The organism is Deinococcus radiopugnans ATCC 19172 (genome assembly GCF_006335125.1).
Taxonomy (GTDB): Bacteria; Deinococcota; Deinococci; order Deinococcales; family Deinococcaceae; genus Deinococcus; species Deinococcus radiopugnans.
Genome location: NZ_VDMO01000008.1, coordinates 24,109 through 47,291 on the forward strand (window position 1 = coordinate 24,109; position 23,183 = coordinate 47,291).

23 protein-coding genes are annotated in these 23,183 nt (G+C 68.4%); 6 read left to right on the top strand and 17 right to left on the bottom strand.

All coding sequences use genetic code 11. The features are described from left to right. The 8 genes from FHR04_RS08635 to FHR04_RS08670 form a co-directional block, all read right to left on the bottom strand. The gene (locus FHR04_RS08635; RefSeq protein ID WP_170213904.1) at positions 1 to 1,044 is read right to left on the bottom strand and encodes a ketopantoate reductase family protein; all 1,044 of its coding nucleotides are present in this window, start codon (positions 1,042 to 1,044) and stop codon (positions 1 to 3) included. Further along, positions 1,041 to 1,751 (bottom strand): creatininase family protein, encoded by a 711-nt coding sequence (locus FHR04_RS08640; RefSeq protein WP_249039045.1) that lies wholly within the window; start codon positions 1,749 to 1,751, stop codon positions 1,041 to 1,043. Before FHR04_RS08640 ends, FHR04_RS08635 begins: the two co-directional genes overlap by 4 nt. Then, a complete protein-coding gene (locus tag FHR04_RS08645) occupies positions 1,748 to 2,788 on the bottom strand; it encodes a GntR family transcriptional regulator (RefSeq protein ID WP_221265428.1) in 1,041 nt (346 codons plus the stop codon). The genes FHR04_RS08640 and FHR04_RS08645 overlap by 4 nt, the downstream gene beginning before the upstream one ends. Continuing rightward, positions 2,785 to 3,828, bottom strand: coding sequence for an ABC transporter ATP-binding protein (locus tag FHR04_RS08650; protein ID WP_249039046.1), 1,044 nt, complete (start codon positions 3,826 to 3,828; stop codon positions 2,785 to 2,787). The genes FHR04_RS08645 and FHR04_RS08650 overlap by 4 nt, the downstream gene beginning before the upstream one ends. After that, entirely contained in the window at positions 3,825 to 4,829 is a 1,005-nt protein-coding gene (locus FHR04_RS08655) for an ABC transporter ATP-binding protein (RefSeq protein WP_139402493.1), read from the bottom strand. Before FHR04_RS08655 ends, FHR04_RS08650 begins: the two co-directional genes overlap by 4 nt. After that, positions 4,826 to 5,680: an ABC transporter permease gene (locus FHR04_RS08660; RefSeq protein ID WP_139402498.1), complete on the bottom strand. Its 855-nt coding sequence runs from the start codon at positions 5,678 to 5,680 to the stop codon at positions 4,826 to 4,828. Before FHR04_RS08660 ends, FHR04_RS08655 begins: the two co-directional genes overlap by 4 nt. Before the next feature lie 10 nt (positions 5,681 to 5,690). Beyond that, positions 5,691 to 6,629, bottom strand: a complete 939-nt coding sequence (locus FHR04_RS08665) for an ABC transporter permease (protein WP_139402500.1) — start codon at positions 6,627 to 6,629, stop codon at positions 5,691 to 5,693. Between the two features lie 112 nt (positions 6,630 to 6,741). Next, positions 6,742 to 8,322 carry an ABC transporter substrate-binding protein gene (locus tag FHR04_RS08670; protein WP_139402502.1) on the bottom strand — a complete coding sequence of 527 codons (1,581 nt, stop codon included), beginning with the start codon at positions 8,320 to 8,322 and terminating at the stop codon, positions 6,742 to 6,744. A gap of 180 nt (positions 8,323 to 8,502) precedes the next feature. Between FHR04_RS08670 and FHR04_RS08675 the strand changes: the two genes are divergently transcribed. Next, a complete protein-coding gene (locus FHR04_RS08675; protein WP_139402504.1) occupies positions 8,503 to 9,534 on the top strand; it encodes a S66 family peptidase in 1,032 nt (343 codons plus the stop codon). Between the two features lie 33 nt (positions 9,535 to 9,567). On the opposite strand, the gene FHR04_RS08680 is transcribed toward FHR04_RS08675, so the two are convergent. The 3 genes from FHR04_RS08680 to FHR04_RS08690 form a co-directional block, all read right to left on the bottom strand. Further along, positions 9,568 to 11,622, bottom strand: coding sequence for a single-stranded-DNA-specific exonuclease RecJ (locus FHR04_RS08680; protein ID WP_139402748.1), 2,055 nt, complete (start codon positions 11,620 to 11,622; stop codon positions 9,568 to 9,570). An 80-nt stretch (positions 11,623 to 11,702) separates the two neighbouring features. Beyond that, a complete protein-coding gene (locus FHR04_RS08685) occupies positions 11,703 to 12,062 on the bottom strand; it encodes a lipopolysaccharide assembly protein LapA domain-containing protein (protein ID WP_052195584.1) in 360 nt (119 codons plus the stop codon). A gap of 130 nt (positions 12,063 to 12,192) precedes the next feature. Continuing rightward, positions 12,193 to 13,446, bottom strand: coding sequence for an outer membrane protein (locus tag FHR04_RS08690; protein ID WP_139402506.1), 1,254 nt, complete (start codon positions 13,444 to 13,446; stop codon positions 12,193 to 12,195). A 450-nt stretch (positions 13,447 to 13,896) separates the two neighbouring features. On the opposite strand from FHR04_RS08690, the gene FHR04_RS08695 reads away from it, so the two are divergent. Continuing rightward, positions 13,897 to 14,694: an enoyl-CoA hydratase/isomerase family protein gene (locus FHR04_RS08695; RefSeq protein ID WP_139402509.1), complete on the top strand. Its 798-nt coding sequence runs from the start codon at positions 13,897 to 13,899 to the stop codon at positions 14,692 to 14,694. Continuing rightward, positions 14,687 to 15,790 carry a phosphohydrolase gene (locus FHR04_RS08700; RefSeq protein WP_249039047.1) on the top strand — a complete coding sequence of 368 codons (1,104 nt, stop codon included), beginning with the start codon at positions 14,687 to 14,689 and terminating at the stop codon, positions 15,788 to 15,790. Before FHR04_RS08695 ends, FHR04_RS08700 begins: the two co-directional genes overlap by 8 nt. A gap of 60 nt (positions 15,791 to 15,850) precedes the next feature. Here FHR04_RS08700 and FHR04_RS08705 read toward each other — a convergent pair whose 3' ends face one another. After that, complete coding sequence (locus FHR04_RS08705; RefSeq protein ID WP_139402511.1) at positions 15,851 to 16,174, bottom strand: hypothetical protein; 324 nt, start codon at positions 16,172 to 16,174, stop codon at positions 15,851 to 15,853. A 117-nt stretch (positions 16,175 to 16,291) separates the two neighbouring features. Between FHR04_RS08705 and FHR04_RS08710 the strand changes: the two genes are divergently transcribed. After that, positions 16,292 to 16,762, top strand: coding sequence for a transcription elongation factor GreA (locus FHR04_RS08710; RefSeq protein WP_139402513.1), 471 nt, complete (start codon positions 16,292 to 16,294; stop codon positions 16,760 to 16,762). A 160-nt stretch (positions 16,763 to 16,922) separates the two neighbouring features. On the opposite strand, the gene FHR04_RS08715 is transcribed toward FHR04_RS08710, so the two are convergent. The 3 genes from FHR04_RS08715 to prfA are packed head-to-tail and all read right to left on the bottom strand — an operon-like array spanning position 16,923 to position 19,208. Beyond that, complete coding sequence (locus FHR04_RS08715) at positions 16,923 to 17,597, bottom strand: Dph6-related ATP pyrophosphatase (protein ID WP_139402515.1); 675 nt, start codon at positions 17,595 to 17,597, stop codon at positions 16,923 to 16,925. Next, complete coding sequence (locus FHR04_RS08720; protein ID WP_039686057.1) at positions 17,594 to 18,088, bottom strand: NUDIX hydrolase; 495 nt, start codon at positions 18,086 to 18,088, stop codon at positions 17,594 to 17,596. Before FHR04_RS08720 ends, FHR04_RS08715 begins: the two co-directional genes overlap by 4 nt. Beyond that, on the bottom strand, positions 18,075 to 19,208 hold the full coding sequence (gene prfA / locus FHR04_RS08725; RefSeq protein ID WP_139402517.1) for a peptide chain release factor 1: 1,134 nt from the start codon (positions 19,206 to 19,208) through the stop codon (positions 18,075 to 18,077). The genes FHR04_RS08720 and prfA overlap by 14 nt, the downstream gene beginning before the upstream one ends. A gap of 210 nt (positions 19,209 to 19,418) precedes the next feature. Between prfA and FHR04_RS08730 the strand changes: the two genes are divergently transcribed. Beyond that, on the top strand, positions 19,419 to 20,381 hold the full coding sequence (locus FHR04_RS08730; RefSeq protein ID WP_139402519.1) for a homoserine dehydrogenase: 963 nt from the start codon (positions 19,419 to 19,421) through the stop codon (positions 20,379 to 20,381). Between the two features lie 161 nt (positions 20,382 to 20,542). Beyond that, the gene (locus FHR04_RS08735; protein WP_139402521.1) at positions 20,543 to 20,845 is read left to right on the top strand and encodes a putative quinol monooxygenase; all 303 of its coding nucleotides are present in this window, start codon (positions 20,543 to 20,545) and stop codon (positions 20,843 to 20,845) included. A 5-nt stretch (positions 20,846 to 20,850) separates the two neighbouring features. Here the strand turns inward: FHR04_RS08735 and tsaE are convergent, their stop codons facing one another. Together tsaE and FHR04_RS08745 are read right to left on the bottom strand one after the other, a co-directional pair. Further along, a complete protein-coding gene (tsaE, locus tag FHR04_RS08740) occupies positions 20,851 to 21,309 on the bottom strand; it encodes a tRNA (adenosine(37)-N6)-threonylcarbamoyltransferase complex ATPase subunit type 1 TsaE (RefSeq protein ID WP_139402523.1) in 459 nt (152 codons plus the stop codon). A gap of 11 nt (positions 21,310 to 21,320) precedes the next feature. Further along, the gene (locus FHR04_RS08745) at positions 21,321 to 23,141 is read right to left on the bottom strand and encodes a coiled-coil domain-containing protein (protein ID WP_139402525.1); all 1,821 of its coding nucleotides are present in this window, start codon (positions 23,139 to 23,141) and stop codon (positions 21,321 to 21,323) included. Between the last annotated feature and the right edge of the window lie 42 nt (positions 23,142 to 23,183).

Here is a 23,183-nt window from a genome sequence, read left to right on the forward strand (position 1 = left end):
TCACGCCTCCTCCGGCGCCAGCAGGGCGCGCAGTTCGGCCAGATTGGCCCGGCCCAGTTCACGGGTGCCCGCCTCGATCTCGTGAATCTGCGTGATCAGGCGGGCGTTCAGGGGTGTAGGAACGCCGTGCTGCCGCCCGAACTGCACCACCCAGCCCAGCTGTGCGTCCACCTCGGTGGTGCGTTTGCGAACCGCCAGATCGCGCCAGATGCCGCTGTGGGTCTTGGCGCTGCGGCGGTTGAAGGCCACCATCTCGGCCAGGCTCGCCCGCGCCGCCGCGTCGCCCGCGTCGGGCAAAAAGGCCGCCGGGTCAAAGCCGTTGAAAGCCTCGGGCGTGACCCCATGCGCCAGCGCCACGCGTATGACTTCGCGGCCCAGTTCGGTGTACAGGGCGCGGTCTTCGGGCCTGTCCAGGGCGTCGGCAATGCTGTCGTTGGTGACGGCAGTGGCGAACAGCAGCGCCCCGTAGGCCAGTTTGCTCCACAGGTAGCCGAACACGTTGTCACTGAGGATGGCGTCGGGTTCAAAGTGTTGCAGGACGACATGAAGCTGCTTTGCCCGCTCCGTCAACTGCCCGTCCTGTTCACCAATGACCACCACGCCGCGCCCGCCGTACTGCACCACGCCGGGTTCCAGATAATCCGCGCCGAAGTTGACGAAGCTGCCCAGCACCTGCTCCGCTGGGATGTGGTCATTGATGATCAGCGGATTGAGGCCGTTCTGGATGGACACCACCACGCCGTCCGGGCCGAGGTGAGGCGCGAGAGCCTGCGCCGCCGCCGCCGTGTGCTGCGCCTTGGTGCACAGCAGGATGGTGTCCCACTGCCCCTCCAGCGTGTCCGGGGTGAAAGCAGGCGCCCCCACCGTGAAGTCGCCAAACGGCCCGGTGATGCTCAGGCCGCGCTCGCCTATGGCCGCGACATGATCGGCGGCCACGTCCACGAAGGTGACGTCATAGCCGTCCCGCACCAGATAGGCACCAATCGTGCCGCCGATGGCCCCGGCGCCCCAGACCAGAATGTTTTGCGATTCGTCCTCGCTCACGACTCGGCCCACCCGCCTTCCAGCAGGGCGCGGGTCTCCGCCACCGCCACGGCCCAGATCGCGTGCATGTCCTCGTCGGGACGCTGGAACCGGCCGCCGAAATTGCCCTCGCCCAGGTATTCGCGCAGCGCTTTCGGGTGGAGCAGGCGCATGTAATTCAGGTCAATGGCCGCCTTTTCCTCGTCCGGCATCTCCACGCCTTCCAGCCGCGTCCAGGGGAAATTCTCCATCCACGAGGCGTGGCTGGCGTTGCTGTCGGTGGCCTGCACTTTCGCCCAGACCCCCGGCGCGTTCCACCAGTTGTGAAACTTGACCTGCGTGCCGGGATGATCGGCCATCCACTCGGCCGCGAAGCCCTGCGCCGGAGTATTGCCGCCGTGCCCATTGACCATCAGGATGCGCCGGAAGCCCTGTTCGTGCAGCCCGTCCAGCAGGTCACGCACCACCGCGAGGTAGGTCTGCACCCGCAGCCCCGGACTGCCCGGATACGCCCGGAAGTACGGGGTGATGCCGTAGGGCAACACCGGGAACACCGGCACGCCGGAGTCGCCCACCGTGTCCTGGGCCAGCTTGAAAGGCAGGATGTTGTCCACGCACAGGCTGAGGTAGGCGTGCTGCTCGGTGCTGCCCAGCGGGAGGACGCAACGGTCATCGGTCTTCAGGTACTGTTCCACCTGCATCCAGTTCATCTGTTCAATGGCGGTCATGACAGCTCCTTTCTAGATTTGGGTAGGGCGGATTGCTGGGCGGCCCGGTGGGCCTCCACGGCGGGCAGCACCAGCCCTTCCACGTCGCGCGGGTCGACGATGTGGCGGTACTCCAGGGCAGGTTTGTGGGGCAGCAGGGTACGGACGGTTTCAGAGCCGGTGGCGTAGATCGCCACATCGCAGGCGTCCAGCACCTCCTGCAGGTTGGCTGCGTGCAGATGCGTGGCCTGGATGGCCGAGACATGCGGCGCGAAGCGTTTGACGCCGCCCAGAAAGGTGGGCAGGAACTCCTCGAAGGTCGCCACAATCGCCAGTCGGATCATCGGATCAAGGGCGGCCAGCGCCGCGCGGGTGCGCTGCGAGGGAATGAACCCCACCGGGATCACCTCGCGCCCCGGCAGCAGGGCGCGGGTCTCGTTCAGGCGGTGCGCCAGCGCCAGCACCACATCGGCACTGTGCGTGCCTTCCAGCGCGCGCCCGGAACGCAGGTCGTCCAGCGTGACCGCCTGCACCCGGTCTCCGGCGGGCAGGGCCGCCTGCACGTCCGCCGCGTACCCGCGCGTGGCGTCGGCAAACAGGCCCACCAGCAGCACGCTCACGCCGGTCTGCGGCGGACGCGCCCCACGCGCAATCAGGGCGTTCATCGCCTCGCCGATCTGGCGCAGGCTGAAGCCCTCGTTCTCGGCCTGCGCCAGCGTGTCCGACAGCAGCCGGGTCAGCCGCGCCGGATCGGGGCCGGGCGGCGGCTGCGGCACGTCGGCCACGAAGGTGCCGCGCCCGCGGGCCGTTACGATCAGCCCCAGCGAGAGCAGTTCCTTGTAGACGCCCGCCACCGTCATGTGCGCCACGCCCAGTTCCTGCGAAAGCTCGCGCACGCTGGGCAGCCGCGCGCCGCGTGGAATATCGCCGCAGGCGATGCCGTATTCCAGTTGACCGCGCAGTTGCGCCCCCACCGGCACGCCCAGGCTGCGGTCGATCCCCAGCGGCCAGGCGAAGGGTTCCGTGTCCAGCACCGTCGAAGTCGCGCCTGGGTTCATGTCGCCACCTTAAGTGACGCCGCAGGTGGGGAGCCGTCGGAATCGTACAGATGGCAGGCCACCTCCGGGCCATCCGCCAGCTTGAGCAGCGCGGGCCGCTCGGTGGCGCAGCGGTCAAAGGCGTGCGGGCAGCGGGTGCGGAAGGCGCAGCCGCTCGGCACGTTCAGCGGACTGGGCAACTCGCCGGTGATGGCCGGGGCCGCCGTGCGTCGGCTGGGATCGAGGGTGGGCGCGGCGGCCAGCAGCGCCTGGGTGTAGGGATGGCGCGGCGTGGCAAAAATTGTTTGTGTCTCTGAAACCTCCACCACCCGGCCCAGGTACATCACCGCCACCCGGTGCGAGATGTGACGCACCAGCCGCAGGTCGTGGGCCACGAACAGCACGGTCAGGTTCAGGCGTTCCTGCAACTCCAGCAACAGGTTGACGACCTGCGCCTGCACCGACACGTCCAGCGCGGACACCAGCTCGTCGGCAATCAGGCATTCCGGCTCCAGCGCCAGCGCCCGCGCGATGCCGATGCGCTGGCGCTGGCCGCCGGAAAACTCGTGCGGCAGGCGTCCGGCGGCCTCGGGCGGCAGGCCCACCAGCTGAAGCAGTTCGCGCACGCGGGCGGGCTGTTCTGTCGCAGGACGCATCTTGTGAACGCTCAGCGCCTCGCGCAGCACCGCCTCCACGGTCATGCGCGGGTTGAGGCTGGAATATGGATCCTGAAAGATCATCTGCACCCGGCGGTTGTACTGACGCAGGTCCGCGCCGCGTAGCGCCAGCACGTCCAACTCGCCGTAACGGACGCTGCCCCGGTCCGCGTCGTACAGCCGCACCAGCGTCCGCGCCAGGGTGGACTTGCCGCAGCCGCTCTCGCCCACGATGCCCAGCGTCTCGCCGCGCCGCACGGTCAACTCCACGTCGGTCAAGGCTTGCACCGCTTTTCGCGGCTGTCCCCGCCAGCGCGACAGCAGGCTCTGGGCCACCGGGAACGTCTTGGTGAGGTTATGAATCTCCATCAGGGGTGGCGTGGACTTGGAAAGAGGAACGGTCACGCGCTCACCTCCTCAAGGCTGGCTTTCAGCGCGGGCAGCTCATCGGAATGAATGCAGGCGCTGAAGCGTCCCGGCGCGACTTCCAGCAGCGGCGGCTCCCCGGCCCGGCACTCCTCGGTCACGTACCCGCAGCGCGGCGCAAACGGGCAGCCGGGCGGCAGCGAGCGCAGGTCGGGCGGCCCGCCGGGAATCGGCTGGAGCGGGCGGCGGTGTTCCCCGGCTCCCGGCAGGCTCCGCAGCAGCCCCAGGGTGTAGGCGTGTTTGGGCGCGTGGAACAGGTCATTCACCCCTGCCGTCTCCACCAGCCGTCCGCCGTACATCACGGCCACCCGGTCACAGGTCTGGGCCACCACGCCCAGATCGTGCGTGACCAGAATGACGCTCATGTGCAGTTCCTCGCGCAGCCGCAGCAGCAGCCGCAGGATCTGATCCTGAATGGTCACGTCCAGCGCCGTCGTCGGCTCGTCGGCCAGCAGCAACTGCGGCTCGGAGGCCAGCGCGATGGCGATCATGGCCCGCTGGCGCATCCCGCCGGAAAACTGATGCGGATAGTCGGCGAGGCGGGCGCGGGGGCTGGGAATCCCGGTCAGGTCCAGCAGCTCGGCGGCCCGTTCCTGCGCGGCGCGGCCCCGTAAGCCCTTGTGTTCACGCAGGTTCTCCCCGATCTGCTCGCCCACCGTCAGCACCGGATTCAGGGCCGACATCGGCTCCTGAAAGATCATGCTGATCTGACCGCCGCGCACGTCGCGCAGTTTGGCTTCGGAGACGTCCAGCAGGTTCTGACCGCCGTACTCGACGCTGCCCGTCATCCGAATCGGCGGGCGGTGCAGGCGGATCAGGGAGCGCAGGGTCACGCTTTTGCCGCTGCCCGATTCGCCCACCAGCCCCAGCATCTCGCCGGGCAGCAGGTCAAAGTTGACGCCGCGCACCGCATGGAGGACGCCGCCGGGGGTGGGAATGCGGACATTCAGATCACGCACTTTCAACAGTGGCGCGGTCATGCGCGGGGCCTCAGGGCGTCGGCCAGGCCGTCGCCGATCAGGCTGAAGGTCACGCCCGCCAGCGTCAGGGCCAGCCCCGGAAAGGTGCTGATCCACCACGCCGTCGCCATGAAATTCTTGCCGTCGGCCACCATCACGCCCCATTCGGCGGTCGGCGGCTGCGCGCCCAGGCCCAGGTAGCCCAGCGACGCGCCCAGCAGGATGCCCAGGCTCATGTCGGTCATCAGGTACACGATGGCGGGCGTGACGGCGTTGGGCAGCAGGTGGCGCAGCAGAATGCGGCCCGGGCTGTAGCCCAGCACCCGCCCGGCCTGCGCGTACTCGGCCTTCTTCTGGTTCATGACCTCGCCGCGTGTCAGCCGCCAGTAGCTGACCCAGCCCACCGCGCTGACCGCGATGTACATGTTGGTCAGGCCCGGCCCCAGCACCGCCACGATGGCGATGACCAGCACTAGGAAGGGAAACACCACCACCAGATCGGCAATGCGGCCCACCACGGCGTCGCTCCAGCGGCCCAGGTAGCCGGTCAGCGCGCCCAGCAGCGTGCCGAAGAGAAAGGGAAAGAGGGTAGTGAACACGGCGATCTGAAGGTCGACGCGGGTGGCGTAGATCACGCGGCTCAGCACGTCGCGCCCGAAGTTGTCGGTGCCGAAGGGGTGTTTGGCGCTCGGCCCCTTGAGCAGCGCCTCGTAGTCGAAATCCGTGGGGCTGAAGGGGGCCAGGGCGCGCGGAAACAGGGCCGCCGCGAGCAGCAGCAGCAACAGCGCCAGCCCGATCAGCAGCGTGGGCTTGGGCCAGCGGCGGCGCGGGCGGGCCGCCACCTCCAGCGCGGGCGAATGCATGGTGGTCATGGGCGGCTCCTCACGACAGCTCCGCGCGGGGATCGAGGCGGGCGTGAATCAGGTCAGTGATCAGGAAGACCAGCGACACGATCAGGGCAAAGGTCAGGGTCAGGCCCTGAATCACCGGGTAGTCGCGCCCGAAGATGGCGTCCACCATCAGGCGGCCCACGCCGGGAATGGCGAAGACGGTCTCGGTGATCACGGCCCCGCCGATCAACGCGCCGATGTTCAGGCCCAGCAGCGTGATGGTGGCGATCAATGCGTTGCGCAGCACGTGCCGGGTCATGATCACGCGGCTGCGCAGACCCTTGGCGCGTGCGAAATCCACGTACTCGGCGGTCAGGACCTCGATGATGCTGTTTCTGAGGGTGCGGACCAGGATCGCCGCCAAGTTCAGCCCCAGCGTCAGCGCGGGCAAAAAGAGGTGGTACAGGTGTTCGCCGAAGCCCTCGCCGTAGCCGCCGATGGGAAACCAGCCCAGCCGCGCGCCCAGCAGGCTCAGCAGTTGCAGGGCCACGTAGAACACCGGCAGCGACAGGCCCACCTGAAAGACGGCGCGGATCACGCCGTCCACCCAGGTGTTGCGGCGCACGGCGGCCACCACCGCCAGTGGCACGGCCATCAGCACGCCCAGCACGGCGGCGTAGGCAGTCAGGAACAGCGTGGTGGGCAGTCGCTCGCCGATCAGTCGCAGCACCGGAATCTTGAGGCTGATGCTGTCGCCCAGATCGCCCTGCAACAGGTTGCGGACGAAGACCCCGAACTGCACAGGCAGAGGCCGGTCCAGGCCCAGTTCGCGGTTGGTGCGCTCCACGATCTCGGCGGTGGCCCGGTCACCCAGAATGGCGCTGGCCGGATCGCCGGGCAGCAGGCGCACCAGCAAAAAGACCACCAGCATCACGGCCAGAAAGGTGGGAATGATCTGGAGCAGGCGCCGGATCACGTAACTCGCGTGCATCGAACCTCCCAGGGAGAAAGCAGGGGTGAAAGGCTGGACAGGCATGGACCGCCGCCCCGGATGGCGTCAGGGGCGGCATGGAACGTCCATCACGTCAGTTCAGACTGTGGGTCTATTTCTCGAGGTAAGCCCCGGCAAACAGGTTGTTCCCTAGAGGAATCTGGAAGAAGCCCTTGACCTTTTTCGACATCGCCACCGGGTACGGCGTCTCGTACAGGTACACGATGGGCGCGGCCTTGAGGTAGAGGCTCTGGATCTGCTGGTACTGGGCGGCGCGTTTGGCCGGGTTCAGCTCCTGCTGGCTCTGGGCAAACAGCTTGTCGATCTCGGCGCTCTTAAAGCCGGTGTGGACCGACTCGATGTTGTCGAACACCGCGTAATAGGTGGTGATCTGACTGGGATCGTTGATGTCGTTGGTCCAGGCCGCCGTCCGCATCTGGAAATCGTTGGCGCGGTAGCGGGCCGTCTTGGTGGCGGCGTCGAGCTGCTCGATCTTGAGCTTGACGCCAATCGCGCCCCACATCTGCTGGAGGGCGGTGAGCAGGGCCAGATCGTCGGCGTTGCCGCTGGTGGCCAGCACCGTCACCTCAAAGCCGTTCTTGTACTTGCTGGCGGCCATCAGCGCCTTGGCCTTGACCAGATCGTAGGGGAAGCCGGGCTGCTTGGCGTCGAACAGCGGCGTGGTGGCCGACATGTACGACTTCATGGGCTTGCCGGTGCCGTAGGTCACCACCTGAATCAGCGCGTCCTTGTTGGCGGCGTAGTTCAGCGCCTGACGCACGTTCACATCGCTCAGCGGGTTCTCGGTGCCGTCGTTGAGCTTGGGGCGGTTGTTCATCAGGATGCTGTTGACCTTGGTGGACGGAAACAGCGTCATGTTGAGCCTGGAATCGGCCTTCAGCTCGGCCACGCGGCTCAGCGGGATGAACTCGGCGATCTGGAGTTCCCCGGCCTGCAACTTCAGGATGCGGGTGTTGTCGTCGGGGATGATCTCGAAGCGCACGCTGTCTAGGTAGGGCAGCGCCTTGCCGTCGTCGCCCTTTTTCCAGTAGTACGGGTTGCGCTTCATGACCATGTACGAGCCGCGCTTCCATTCGCTCAGGACGAAGGGGCCGGAGCCGATGGGCTTCTCGGCAAAGGCCTTGGCCTTCTCGGCGTCGTTCTTGCCGGGAGCGGCGGTAAACAGCTTTTGCGGCATGATCGCGGCGTTAAAGGTGGCCAGCGCGGCGGGCAGCGTGGGATCGGGCCGCTTGAGATTCAGCGTGACCTTGTTGCCGCTGACGGCGATGGAATTGATGCTGGCCAGCGAGCTGTTCCACGCCCCGGCCTCGGGGTTGCGGGCGCGGTCCAGGGACCATTTCACGTCGCTGGCGCTCAGGGCACTGCCGTCGGCGAACTTCAGGCCCGGACGCAGGGTCAGCACCATGCTCTTGCCGTCTTTCGAGGTGGTGTAGCTGCTGGCCAGCCCCGGCTGCACACCCTTGCCGTCGTTGGTGGGCTGGAGCAGGGTGTCGTACAGGTTGGTCAGGATCCAGATGTCCAGGTTGGCGTCGTTCAGCACCGGGTCCAGAAACAGCGAGTCGGCGTAGCGCCCGAAGGTCAGCTGGCCTCCGCGGGTGGCGGCGAAGGCCTGCCCCACGGTGAGGGCGGCGGCAAGGGTCAGGGACAGGCGGGACAGTCTCTTCACGTTCATAGGAGGACCTCCGGAGCTGGGCAAGAACACCCGTTGATGTGTTCTAAGAAGGTATAACACTTTGATGAAGAATGGAAGCTGTCGCCCCCCTTGAAGGGTTCAGGGCATTTCTGTTCAGCCGCCCCATTCAGTCACAAGCGAGCTTCCGGCCCCGCACGCGGCAGACCGTACCCTGGGCGGATGGCCCCCCACTTCGTCCGTCCCGCCCGCCTGCGCTCCGATTCACGCCTGGCTGCACTCAGCCTGTCCAGCGGCTTCGTCACCCAGGTGATGGGCCGTTACCACGCCGGAGTGCGTCAGGTGGCCGATGAGTTCGGCTGGGAGATTATCCCTGCCCCCAACGCCCTGCGCGGCGAGGACTACCTGGCTGCCCACCCGCAGGCCCGCGCAGACGATTTGCACTGGGCGCTGCAAAACCCCGAAATCGACGGTCTGCTGAGCATCATCGGCGGCGATGACAGCGTGCGCCTGCTGCCCTTCCTCGATCTGGACCTCATCCGCGCCCATCCCAAGCCGTTTCTGGGCTTCAGCGACAGCACGGTCACGTTGCTGGCCTTTCTGCGCGCCGGGGTCATGGCCTACCACGGCCCCGCCCTGCTGACCGATCTGGCCGAGAACGGCGGGCTGCACCCCTTCACCGTGCAGGGCCTGCGGCGCGCGCTGGTGGACCCGCCGCAATCCTTTGACCTCTCCCCCGCCCCGGAATGGAGCGAGCATTTCAGCGACTGGGGCGACGAAACCTTGCAGGAGGTGCGCCGCCCCTTCACTCCCGGCGACGGGTGGCACTGGCTTCAGGGCGACGCATCCGCGCAGGGTCACCTGATCGGCGGCTGCCTGGAGGTGCTGGACATGCTCAACGGCACACCGGGCTGGCCGGCTCCGGAGGTGTGGCACGGTGCGGTACTGGCGCTGGAAACCAGCGAGGACGTGCCCGCGCCGGCTCAGGTGGGGTACTGGCTCAGAAACTACGCCGCGCAGGGTATTCTGGCCCATGCTGCCGGCCTGCTGCTGGCGCGTCCGCGAAGCTACACCCCCGAGATGGTGCAGGACCTGTACCGCTGGGTGCGGCGCGTGCTGCGCGAGGCCGGACGCGCGGACTTGCCTGTGGTGGCGAACGTGGACTTCGGCCACACCAGCCCGCAACTGACACTGCCACTGGGGGCGCAGGTCCGGCTTGATCCGCTGGAGGGACGGGTAACGGTCCTGCCCTGAAGCCCGCGGTTCCACCTTCGGCTGTGCTGAACCTCAGTCGCCCAGCGCCAGTTCCGGCACGGCCACTTTCGGCACGGCCAGGCCCAGCATGGCGTACACCGAGGCGGTCCAGCCCGCGTCGTCCAGCGTGCGGTGATGGTGCGCCCACTGCCAGCGGCGGTAGGCGTCGGCGGCGCGGGTCATGTGGGCCTCGTCGCCCGTGGCAGCGTCCAGCGGGTTCATCGGCGGGGCGCTCAGGTGGTGGCGGGTCAGCGCGCCCTCCAGTTCGGACAGGGTCTTCGGCCCCAGCGCGAAGGCCACCGCTCCGCCGGTCCGCAGCCAGCGCCGCAGGTCATCCTCTTCCGGCAGGGCGTACAGGATCAGCTCGCCGCCGGTCCAGGGCTCCCCCGCCCCGATCAGCCGCAGCCCCGGCACGTTGTCGCGCAGGTACGCGGCCACCGCCGGGGTGGCGTAGGCGCTGGCCCCGGCGCTCAGGCGCTGCATGGCGTCTCTGGGATTCAGTCGGGGCAGGTCCAGTCCGTCAGGAACACTCAGGTCCAGCGCCACTCCGGCAGGCACCCGCAGGGCCTGGGCGTGATATTCCAGCCGGGTCTGCCCGCGCCACTCGCTGAGGACCAGCCCCGTTGCCAGGTCGCGTTCCCCCGGCGCGGCGTCGTGTTCGCCGTACTTGATGCCTCGCAGCGCGCCCACCCGGAACTGCAGGCTGTCGCCGCGCTTGCCCACCAGCCGGGTGTCGCTGAGCAGGTCCCGGACATGCCACAGCGGGGGCGCGTGGCCCTCGCCGAACGGCTCGAAAGCGCTGGCTCCGTCCACCAGTTCGTGGGTGGCCCCCAGCGTGGGCAGCGCCGCGTCCAGCCGCACGCGTGGCACGGGCGGCGGAAACTGCCGCACGTAGGTGTGGATGCGCTCGCGGAAGGCCCCGAACTGCGCCTCGTCCAGTGAAAACCCGGCGGCCCCGGTGTGGCCCCCATACCGCCTGAGCAGGTCCTCGCTGAAGCGCAGCCCCTCCACCGCGCTGATCCCCGGTGTGCTGCGCACCGATCCCTTGCCCTGAGCCACGATAAACACCGGCTTGTGGTAAGTCTCCACCAGCTTGCTGGCCACGATGCCCATCACGCCCGCGTGCCAGTCGGGGTGCGTGACCACCAGCGCAGGTTCAGCGGGGTCGGCGATCTGAAGCGCCTGGGCGAACATCTCGTCCTGCAATTTGCGCCGCTCGCCGTTGCGGGTTTCCAGATACTCGGCCAGCCGCCCGGCGTCGTGACGGCTGGGCGTGGTCAGCAGCTCCAGCGCGATGTCGGCCTCGCCCAGCCGCCCGGCGGCGTTGATGCGCGGCGCGATGACGAAGGCCACGTCCCGCGCCGTGGGGCGCCGCACCCGCCCCGAATCCAACAGCGCGCGCAGGCCGGGCAGCTCGGTGCCTTCCAGCGCCTCCAGCCCGGCGCGCACCAGGGCGCGGTTCTCGCCGATCAGCGGGGCCACGTCCGCCACCGTTCCCAGCGTGGCCAGGGCACTCAGCGCTCTGGGCTCGTCCAGACCCAGTTCGGCGTGGATGGCCCACAGCAGGTGATAGGCCACCCCCGCGCCGGTCAAGTTGTGCAGCGCCGGATCATACCCGTCGGTCAGACTGGGATGCACCACCAGCGCCGCTGGGAAATTGTCCCCCGGCGTGTGATGATCGGTGACGATGACCTCGGTGCCCAGCGCGAGCAGCGCGGCCACCTCGTTCACGTTGCTGACCCCGCAGTCCACCGTGACCAGCAGGTCGCAGTTCTCGGCGTGTTCGGTGACCTTGTCCGGGTGAACGCCGTACCCCTCGTTCAGGCGGTGGGGGATGAAGCCGTGCACGTCCGCACCCAGCGCCCGCAGCCCCAGCACCAGCACGGCGGTGGCGCTGACGCCGTCGGCGTCGTAATCGCCGTGGATGCGGATGCGCTTTTTGTGCCCTACTGCCTGCACGATGCGCCGGGCCGCCTCGCGTAGTGCGGGGTTGGGGGTCAGGGCCAGCGGCGGGTCCAGCAACGCCGGGGTCAGGCCGCGTCCGTGCAGCACCTGGGCCAGCGGCGGCGAGACACGCCACTGCCGCATCACCGCCAGCAACTCCTCGCGGCTGGCGGGCGGGGCCAGCAGCCACCGGGCCGGGGGCACGGCCGGCGCCGTCTTCCCCTTCACGCGGACGGTCCCTGAACGGGCACGGGCAACGGGTCGGCCGCCGACACCGACGTCGGGCTGACCCCCAGCCGGGCCTGCAGGGTGGCGGTCAGCCGCTCCTCGACCGCGCGGCGTGCGCGGCGTTCCTGGCGGCGGCGCAGGCGCTCACGCCACACCGGCGGCAGCAGCAGCAGGGCCGCGTAGGCCGCGCCGATCAGCGCGAACAGGGCCACCGTCACCCCCACCGACAACGACAGTTCCCCGCGCCCGAACGGCAGGGGCAGCCGCACCGGGTCCGGGTTCTCCAGCGTGAACAGGGTCAGGTAAGCCAGGATCGCCAGCAGCAACAGCACCTGGATGAAGGAAACGAGGCGCATGGATCACAGTCTAGCGCCACTGACGCTGGAAAAAGGAATGAAAGGGGCAGCGCAGGGCCAGGGGCGCCTGCGCAAACCACAAAAAACTGACCCCCCGCAGGAGGTCAGTTTCAGGAACTCAGGGAGAGGGTTAGAAGTAGAACTTCAGGCCGGCCTTGACCGCGCCGCCGAAGCCCTTGGTGGTCTTGGCCGCATCGGTGCTGCCGTTGTACTGGTCCGTGCCGGTGCCATCGTTGCGGACGTTGCTCAGACCCGTGCCGAAGCCCTTGTTGCTCAGGTAGTAGCGGCCGTTGCCTTCCACGAACGCGGCGATGCTGTCGGTGATGCGGAAGTCCAGACCCACCAGCGCGTTGACGTAGGTGTCGGTCGCGTTGGTGTTGCCCGTCGCGGTGCGCGACTTGCTGCTGGTCAGACCCAGGCCGGCGCCCACGTAGGGGTGCAGGTTGCCCGCGTTCAGGTTGTAGGTCGCGTTCACATCGGCGTGAATGGTGTTGAAACCGGGCTGGTACTGGGCGGACACCCGCGCGCCGACCGGGCCGATCACGCTGGTGGAACCGATCATTGCGCCGGCAGACACACAGACGTTGGTCGCTGCCTTGCTCTTCTGGATGTTGTTGATGCAGTTGCTGCTCTTATCGACGAAGTTGGCACCTGCGCTGATCCCGGCGTACAGGGTCTTGGCGCTCGCCGTGCTCAGGTCGGTGGTGGGCTCGCCGATCACGACGGTGGTGCCGGGAACCGGAGTGGTGTCGGGGGCAGGAGCGGGGGTGATCGTGGTGGTCGTGCCGGCGGCGCCCGCAGGACCAGCAGGGCCCGCAGGACCGGCCGGACCAGCAGGGCCCGCGGGACCAGCCGGACCGACGGGACCTGCCGGGATGTTCTGCACGGCAGCTTCCAGCGCGTCAATGCGGGCGGTCAGCGCGGCGGTGTCGGCGTTGCTGGTGGCGGCGGTGCCCATCTCGTTGATGCGGGCTTCCAGCGCGTCGATGCGGGCCTGCTGGTCAGCGTTCAGCTTCTCCAGATCGGTCACGCGGCCCGCGATGGCGGCCATCTCGGTGCTGACTTCCTGCATGCCGTTGGCCACAGTGGTCATGTCCTGCTGGCTCATGTCGCAGGTGCTCAGCGCGCCGGTCTGCAGCAGGCGGTAGAAGATCAGGGCGGCCTGGTAGCGCGTCAGGTTCTCGTTGCCGCGGAAGGTGCCGTCGGGGAAGCCCTGGATCAGGCCACACTGCACGATGCGGTCCACGGCGTCCTTGGCCCAGTGCCCGGCGGGCACGTCGGTCAGGGTCACGGGAACGGGGCTGGTGGCGGGCGCGGTGTCCTGCGCTCCGGCGACGCCGAGGCTCAGGGCAAGGGTGGAAATCAGAATAAGGGATTTACGCATGTGATGTTCTCCTCGAGATGATGGGCAGGACCAACTGCTGAATACAGAGTTTTCCTCCTGTTTCCTACTGTCACCGTAGGAGCAGGACGTGAGGAGTTTGTGAATCCGCCAACGATTCCTTTTGACTGTTTCATCAGTCAGCTGGCAGGTCACTCCTCGGCTGCCTTGCGAAGCAAGCGATGGACCAAAACTTTTAGCTTGCCGGCGCCACAAAACGGCGGTTCGCCCAATTCTCCACAGCAGACGTGCAACAGGAATGTGCCGGGGAATCTGACTGAACTTCATGAAATAGCGCTCATGTGCGGTTTTTCGCAATGAGACCAGGCCGATAGGATTGAGGTCTGAATGATGACGCACCACCACCGGAACATCAACCGGGGTGTGACGCCACGAGAGGCGCCTGCCGCGCGGTCAGGAACCGGGACGAACGCGCCGTGTCAAAGTGGGGGCATGACGCAACTGGACGAACTGGAATTCGAGAATGTGCAGATTGACCGTCACGGCCCCATCGCGGTCCTGACCGTCAACCGCCCCAAGGCGCTGAACGCGCTGAATGCCGAAACCCTGGGCGAGATCAGCGAGGCGGTGGACCTGATCGTGGACGACGCCGAGGTCGGTGCGCTGATCATCACCGGCGGCGGCGACCGCGCCTTCGTGGCCGGGGCGGACATCACCGAGTTCAAGTCCCTGGACGGCGTGTATGCGGGCCGCGAACTGTCGCTGGCCGGGCAGGACGTGATGCACCGGATCGCCACGCTGCCCATCCCGGTGATCGCGGCCGTCAACGGCTTTGCGCTGGGGGCCGGGCTGGAACTGGCGCTGGCCTGCGACATCCGGGTGGCGTCCAGCCGCGCCAGACTGGGCCTGCCGGAGGTGACGCTGGGCCTGCTGCCGGGTTTCGGTGGCACCCAGCGCCTGTCGCGCCTGATCGGGGCGGGCCGCGCGCTGGACCTGATGCTCACCGCCCGCCAGGTCGGCGCCGAGGAAGCCCTGGGCATGGGGCTGGTCAACTACGTGGCCGACGACGCCCTGAGCAAATCGCGCGAGGTGGCCGAGGCCATTTTGAAGAACGCCCCGATTGCCCTGTCGCTGGTCAAGGAGGCGGTGCGCCGGGGCCTGGACACCACGCTGGACGCTGGACTGGAAGTCGAGGCGGACCTGTTCGGGCTGCTGGTCGCCACCAAGGATTTCGGCGAGGGCGTGGACGCCTTCCTGAACAAGAGAAAGGCGGACTTCCAGGGTGAGTGACGGCACGCGCCCCAACCAGAAACTGTCGAGACGGGCCGATCAGAAGTTCAAGCTGAGCGTCCAGGCCGGGGCGGTGCAGGACGTGGCGGGGGTGCCGGCCGAACCCTCACTGACCACCGGCCCGGCCAGCAGCGGTCCCGCTGGCCGCGTCGTCGAGTTCACCACGCCGCGCTCCAAACTGATTGCGGAGGCCGACGCCGCCATCCGCGCGGACCTGGAGCACTATCCACGGGCGCTGGCGGCCTACGCGGCCCTGGCCAGCGATCCCGAGGCGCTGGCCCACTGGGACATGGCGAACTACATCACCATGCGCAAGCTGGGCTACAACGACCACGGGCGGGTGCATTCCTTTATCACCGGGGCCGCCAGCCTGGCGATCACCGAACTGCTGCTGGAGGGGGGCGTCAAGCCCGACATCATGGATCTGGGGGTGGGCGACGCCGATGACGTGTACCTGACCGTGATTCTGGGGACCATGCTGCACGATATCGGCAACCAGATTCACCGCGTCTCGCACGAGCAGCACGGCGTGATGCTGGCGCTGCCGATCCTGGAGCGCATCATGGGGCCGCTGTACCCCGATCCCTTCAAACGCGCCAAGGTGCGCTCGTTCATCCTGGGTTCGATCAACTGCCATGACCTGAACCCGCCGCCGTTGACCCTGGAAGGCGGCATCACCGCCGTGGCCGACGGCACCGACATCACCAAGGGACGCGGGCGCAAGGCCTTTTCATTGGGCAGCGTGGACATTCACTCGATCAGCGCGCTGGCGGTGGACGAGGTGGTGATCGAGCGGGGCCAGCGCGCCCCGGTGCTGATCAGCGTGACCATGAACAACTCGGGCGGCATCTTTCAGGTGGAAGAAATTCTGGCCCCCAAGGTGATCCGCACGCCCATGCGCCCCTATGTGGAACTGCGCGCCGCCACCCGGCCCGAAGGCGAGGAACAGATTCTGTCGCGCGTGCGGCTGGACGGGGACCATTTCGTGATGGACCTGGAAAGCGGTCAGCAGGTGGCCGTAGAGGTGGACGACAGCCAGAAGCGGGCGCAGGAGGCGCTGGCGTCCGCGCTGGATGCCGGGGTGGAGCGGCGGTAGGTGGAGGCAATCGGGAAAGCGGCCCCAACTTATCTGTCGGGGCCACTGTCTTTCTGATCTCTACTTCTTGTCGCCGGGCAGGGGATGCTCGCGGGCCGGGCCGCCGTCCACGCCGCCGCTGCGGGTCACGCCCTCGCCGCCATGTTCCTCTCCGCCCAGATCCCCGCCGGTCAGGTTGTTGGGGTCGCCCTGACGGACCTCGCCGTCCCAGTCGCCCCGGATGCCGTCCATAAAGCCGGGCTGGTCGTTGGGGTTCTTGCGGTCGGCCTTGGTGTCTTGCCGCAGCACGTCCTCGGCCACCATCTTGTCCTGCAGGATCTCGCGGTCCACGCCGTCGTCCTGCACCTCGCCCTTGATCTCGCGGTCATCGTCGTAACGGGTCATGGAGGCAGCCTAGGCGCTTGGCGGCGGGGGGCGCTGAACCGGGCCTTTACCGAACCCTGGCCCTTGACGGACCTACGGCGGCGACATTTGCCCGGCGCGACGTATACTGGAAGTTCTATGACTCAGGAACGCATCACCATGACCCAGCGCGGGTACGACAAGCTGGCCGAAACCCTGCACCACCTGAAGACCGTGCGCCGCGAGCAGATTTCGGAATACATGGGCATCGCCATCGCCGACGGTGACCTGCGGGAAAGTGCGGCCTACGACGAGGCCCGCATGCAGCAGAGCGAGAACGAGGCCCGCATCGCCGAGATCGAGAACCAGCTGGAGCGTGCCGAGATCATTGAGGGCGACGCCAGCAAGGGCGCGGGCCTGGGCGCCAAGATCCGGGTGCGCGACGAGAAGGGCAACGAGCGCCAGTTCGAACTGGTGGGCACCTACGAGGTGGACGTGCCCAGGGGCCGCGTGAGCGACGCCAGCCCCTTCGGACAGGCCCTGGCGGGCAAGCGCGAGGGCGACAAGGTGACGGTTCAACTGCCCAAGGGCACGGCCAACTTTGAAGTGCTGTCGGTGGACTACGACTGATACGGACTCCGATTGGATCGTTAACGAAGTGATCCAATCCGAGCGAAGCGAGTAGGAGAGCAACGGGTTCCGGGCGTGGAGTTTACAAATCGGCGCTGTTCCGATTTGTAAACGAAACAGACGGAATCCGTTGTAGCCACAACCCGTCTGAAACGCGGTTTTAAGCCAGCACCAGATCCAGCGTTGCCACCCTGAACATACCCTCGCCCGTGTGGTGAACACCCGCCGGGCCGGCGATCAGGTGGATCGGCCATGCAAAATCCGGGCCGTCCACCAGCACCGTGTGGTATTCGCCGTTCTCGCCGCAGGCGTCGGCGCCCAGCCGCTCGATCTCGGCCACCAGCGCGGCGTCCAGTGTCCTGCCCAGCAAGGCTGCGGGCAGGGCGTCTTCTTTCACCGCGACGATCCGGGCGCGAAAGCCCAGGCCCAGCAGCTCGTCCACCAACGCGCGGCGGGGTTCAAGCCACAGCGGTAATTCGGCACGCAGGCCCGCTGCCGCGCAGACCTTCTCCTCCCACTTGCGGTGGGCGGCCAGATCGATGTCCCCGAAGACCGCCGCTGCCGCGCCGTCCGTCGCCGCGCCCCTCAGCAGGGCGGTGAACTCGGCCTCGTAGCTGGCCCAGGAGGCCCGCGCCGTATGCAGCGGCACGCCCAGCGCCGCAGCCTGGGCCGCCAGCACCTCCGGGCGCAGCCCGTGCGAGCGTGAGCGCCCGCCCGACTCGTCCAGCACGTTGACGATGGCCTGGGGCACACCCCCAGCCCGTTTGGCGCGGTGGAAGGCCAGGGCGCTGTCCTTGCCGCCGCTCCACGAGGTCACGAAGCGCTCGTCCCTCACGGGCGCGGTTTCAGGGCCGGAATACGCAGGCCGCCGCGCCCGTCCCAACCCTTGAACGCGTAGAAGCGCCCCGGCTCGCCGGTCTTCAGGAAGTCGCTGAGCGGTTCGCGCATGGGCGGCGATTCCAGCTTCTCCAGCGCCTCCTCGGGGGTGCAGAAGCGGGCCTCGACGATAAAGCCGTCGGGATCGGCGGGGTTGAGCAGGCCGTCCCAGGTGGCCTCGAAGGCCACGGCGATGGCGCGCTCGCCCCGGCGCTCGTCCTCGATGTGCACGGTGTAGGCCATGTGCAGGATGCCGGTCAGCTTGAGGCCGGTTTCCTCGAAGATCTCGCGGTACAGGGCCTCGGGCAGGGTCTCGCCGTTCTCCACGACGCCGCCGGGCAGGGTGTGGCGCACGCGCCCGTGGCCCTGCCAGTCGTTGCCCACCAGCAGCACCCGCCCGAAGCGGTCGCGCAGGATGCCCGCCGCCACCAGCAGGTCACGCCGCGCCATGCTGTCCACGGCGGCCCGCACCCTCCTGTAGGCCGGCCCCCTCCTGATCCGCCATCTCCAGCAGTTGCCGTTCCCGCTCGGCGCGGGCCAGACCCGCCACCACCGGGGACAGCGCACCGTTGATCACGCTGTCCAGCGGGTGGTTCTTGTCGTCGCCTTCCAGGCGGTGATCGGTCACGCGGTTTTGCGGGTAGTTGTAGGTACGGATCTTCTCGCTGCGGTCGCCGCTGCCCACCTGCGAGGCCCGCTCGCTGCGCTCCTGCTCGTCACGGGCGGCGCGTTCGCGCTCGGCCAGGCGCGAGGCCAGCACCACCAGGGCCTTCTCGCGGTTCTTGATCTGCGAGCGCCCGTCCTGACAGACCACCATGATCTCGTCCGGGGTGCCGGCGCGGTACACCGCCCGCACGGCGCTGTCGGTGGTGTTCACGCCCTGCCCGCCCGCGCCCTGAGAGCGGTAGACGTCGATGCGCACTTCCGACAGGTCCAGGTGAACCTCGTCCTGCTCGGCCTCGGGCAGCACGGCTACCGTTACGGTGCTGGTGTGGATGCGCCCCGCCGATTCGGTGGCCGGCACGCGCTGGACGCGGTGGACACCGCGCTCCCATTTGAAGGCGCGGAAGGCCCCGTCGCCAGTCACTTCCGCCACCACCTTGCTCGCGCCGCCCAGATCACTCTCGTTGGCGTCCAGCACATTCAGTTTAAGGTTCAGGCCCTCGGCGTAGCGGGTGTACATCCGCAGCAGATCGGTGACGAACAGCCCCGCCTCCGCGCCGCCCGCGCCCGCGCGCAGCTCCAGGATCACGTCCTTGGTGTCGTCGGGATCGGTGGGCAGCAGCAGCACTTCCAGCTCGGCCTCGATCTCGGCCAGCCGGGTCTCGATCCCGCTGATTTCCCCGACGGCCAGCTCCTTCATCTCCGGGTCCGAGAGCAGTTCGCGCGCTCCGGCCAGATCGCCCTGCAAACTGTCGCGCTCGCGCAGCAGTGTCACCAGGGGCAGCAACTCACGGTGGCGGCGGGTCAGTTTGCCGTACTCGCGGCCATCGGCCAGGGCAGCCGGGTCACCCAGGCGGCGCTCCACCAGCCCGAATTCGGACTGGAGCTCTTGCAGACGGGAACTCACGGCGCATACACGGCCCGCGGCGCATCGAGACGCGGCGGACCCTCAGCGGACGGAGAATCCGCCGACGGATAGACTTTTGACACAGGGAACATGTGGGCAGTCTAGCGTCCCGCCGGTTGGGCGACTTGGAGCAGGGTCACAGGCCTCTCCCTGTGCCCACACCTAACCCGGCCCCGTCCGTTGTTCGCGCGCCACGTTAGGGTGAAGCCCATGAGAACTGTCACCGTGGGCGTCCTGGGCAGCGGCACTGTCGGCCAGGACGTCTTGAAACTGATCGAACGCCGGGAAAGTGTGTTTGCCGACCTGGGCGTGAAGATCGAGATTTCCGGCGTCCTGGTCCGCGACGTGGACAAGGTGCGCGACGTCCCGCCCGGCACGCGCGTGACCACCGATCCCGGTTTTTTGCAGGAATGCGGGGTGGTAATCGAGGCGATGGGCGGCGTGGACCGTCCGCTGGCGATGCTGCTGCCGTACCTCCGGTCGGGCCGCCCGGTGATCACCGCCAACAAGGCGCTGCTGGCCGAACGCTGGGACGTGCTGCGCGACTACGCCCTGGCCGGAAGCCTGTATTACGAGGCCAGCGTGATGGCCGGCACCCCGGTGATCGGCCCTATGAGCACCGTGCTGCGCGCCAGCACCTTTACCCGGCTGCAGGCGGTGCTGAACGGCACCTGTCTGTACATTCTGGATCAGATGGAACAGGGGCAGACCTACGCCGAAGCCCTGGCCGGGGCGCAGGCGCTGGGCTACGCCGAAACGCCGCCCACCCTGGATGTCGGCGGCTTCGACACCGCGCACAAGCTGGCGGTGCTGGCCCGCTTCTGCGCCGACGGCAATTTCCCCTACAGCGCCGTGACGGTCCAGGGCATCGAGCACATCACCCAGCAGGACATTCAGGAGGCCCAGGCCGCCGGCGAGTGCATCAAGCTGGTGGCTGAACTGGAACGCCAGGGGACGGACTGGAAGGCCGCGGTTGCCCCGCAGCGGCTGCCCAGGAGCCATCCGCTGTGCACCGCCGGGGCGGGCCGCAACGCGCTGGTGTACGAGGGCGAGGAGTGCGGCACGCTGGTCTTCGCCGGGGGCGGGGCAGGCGGCATGATCACCGCCAGCGCGATGGTGGGTGACCTGCTGGACTGGGTAATTGGCTTTCCGGGGCATGTGCCGCTGCACTGAGTCACCCTCTGCGGCGGCACGGACCCCTGGGTGCCAGACCGTCCTCATTCACACCGCTTTTCTGCCTTCCCGGTGCTAGCCTGACCCCGCAATCCACCCTCCCCATCCCCTCCGCCCTGGCAAGGGATTCGCGTAGCGGACCACCGCCCAAGGAGCACCCCATGATCCTGTCCCACGGCACCCTGACCGCCCCCGCAGCGCACGCCGACGCCATCCGCGCCCTGCTGCGCCAGATCGCGCAGGCCACCCGCCAGGAAGCGGGCTGCAGGCTGTATCTGGTGTCCGAGAATCTGGAAACGCCGGGCCACTTCGTTATCAGCGAGCAGTGGGACAGCCTGGAGGCCATGCAAACCCATCTGGCGCAACCTGGCGTGGGCGAGGCCGTGGCCGCCGTTCACGGCATGGGGGTCACCGATCTGACCATCACGGCCTGGGAGGCGGGGGCGCAAACCGACGTGATGTAGGTTCCTCAGCGCAGCCGTGTGACCCGCCGCACGTCCTCCTCGCCGGCCAGATGCTCCAGCCGCAGGATCGGCGCACCGGGGTAGTCGGCGTACAGGCGCTCACCCCACTCAATGACGCTCAGGCGGCTGCCCGCGATCAGGTCTTCGAGGTCCAGTTCGTACAGTTCCTGCACGTCGCGCACGCGGTAGGCGTCCACGTGCAGGGCGCGGCCGGCCGGGGTGGGGTAGGCGTGGATCAGGGCGTAGGTGGGACTGGTCACCGACTCCGTGAAGCCCAGCGCGCCGACCAGCCCAGCGGTCAGCGTGGTTTTGCCGGCGCCCAGTTCGCCCTCCAGAAAGAGGACGGCGGCGGGCGGCAGCGCGGCGGCGAGGGCCGCGCCGAAGCGCCGCTGTTCGTCGGGACCGCGCAACAGTCGGGACTGACCGGGTTCGAGCGGGCCGGCTTCTGGTGGAAGGGCAGGCATCACCGCCGATGCTAGCGCCGCGTCCGGGTCACCTGCCACAAGCCCTCGGCGTCGCGCTGCGCGGCCCAGCGGTGGCCGGCACTGTCCATGGTCAGGTCGGTGACGCCCATGTCCTCGGCCAGCGTGATCAGGTTGGTCAGCGGCACCGTGATCTCGTCCCGGGGACCGCTGAGCAGCATGCAGCCCTGCAGGGTCCAGACCTCGGCCGCAGTGGGATCGGCAGGCACGGAAGGCTCCTGGCCCAGCGCGCCCAACTCGAAAACACCCAGCAGGCCGCTCAGGGCGTCGTCGCCGAAGGTGGCCGTGACCTCCTGGGCCGCGCGGTACTCGGCCTGGGCCTCGGCCAGCAGGGTCTCGGCGTCGTCCAGGGTCTGGGCGTAGCGGCTGCGGGCCGCGGCACTCATCGGCCCCAGGCGGCGCTGGGCGCGCAGCGTGTCGGCCAGGCGGCCCAGACGCTGGGTGGTTTCACCGGCTAGCCCACGCACCGCGTCGTATTCGGCCACGATCCGGTCGGCGCGGTCATCGAAACTCTCGCGCTCCTGGGCCGCGGCGCCCATGTGGCGTTCCAGTACCGCCCACAGCGGGTCCAGATTCGCCTCCTGTCCGTGAGACAGTGCCGCCTGGGCTTCGGCGATCAGCGGGGCCAGTTCGGCAGCTGCGCCCGGCAGATCGCGGGCGGTGCGCTCGATCTCCAGCAGCTCGCGGCCCGCGTTCAGCCCCGCCTCGCCGCTGAGGCCCGCGCCGTCGGGACTGGCCTGCAACGCGCCGCGCGCCGTTCCCAGGGCGCGCAGCTCGTCGCTGGCCAGGCTGCCGCGGTCCAGCAGGTGGCGGGCCGCGTCCAGCGACACCCGCACCCCCGCCCCGGCCGGGTGGCCCGACAGGTCACGCTCCAGCGCCGACAGTTCGTCACGCTGCTCGCTCAGGACCTCGGCCAGTACGGTACGTAGGGTCTCGCACCAGCCCTCCAGCGCCTGCGCCGTGGGCGGCGGCTGCGCGCCATTGCCCCGCAGGGTCTCAAACTGAGCCCGCAGCTCGGGCCGCACCAGCAGCAGCGCGGCAAATTCCTGCTCGGCGGCGTTCAGGGCCTGCAGGGCGTGCTCGCGCTCCAGCTCCAGCACGCGGGCCTGGGCCAGGGCACTCTCGGCGCTGTCGCCGCCGCCCAGGCCCTGCACCACCGAGGACTCCAGCAGTTTGCGCAGGGTGTAGGTCAGGGTACGGGCGCGGTCCACCTCGCCGGGCACCAGGGTGCCTTGCGTCTGCGCCTCGTCGATCTGCGCGATCAGGGTGTCCAGGCGGCGCACCTCGCGGCTGCCCAGGCCCTGGACCCGCGTGAAGATGGCGCGCAGTTCGGCCAGGTCCTGGGCCTGCACCACCAGCCCTTCCTGCAGGCGGCGGTCCATCTGCGCGGTCAGGTCACGGCCCTCCTGCACCAGGGGGGCGATGTCGCGGCCCGCCTCCTGCTCCTGGCGGGCCACGCCCAGCAGGCCGCGCAGGCGCTGGGTCTCGGGCCAGTCGAAGTACAGCGCGAAGCGGCGCGCGTGTTCCTCCAGCTCATCAAGCGCGGCGTCGTTGAGCGGCGCCCGCTCCTGGGTGGTTCGCGACAGTTCGGCCAGCACCTCGGACACCCGGCGCTTGGCCAGCGGTGCAGGAACACTCAGCTGCAGCCGCTTGAAGACCTCGCGCTTGAGGATGTCCTCCAGCGTCTGCGAGTCCATCCCGCCCGGCGTGGTGCCGCGCGACGTGGCGGCGTCCTGCAAGATCCGCTCCAATGCGCGGGGTGAGATCAGGTCGCCCAGCATCTTGACCGGCAGCTGGTGCAGGCCCGCCGTCATGGCTGCCGTCCGGCGCGCCGCTCAGGTGGGGCCGATTGCCGC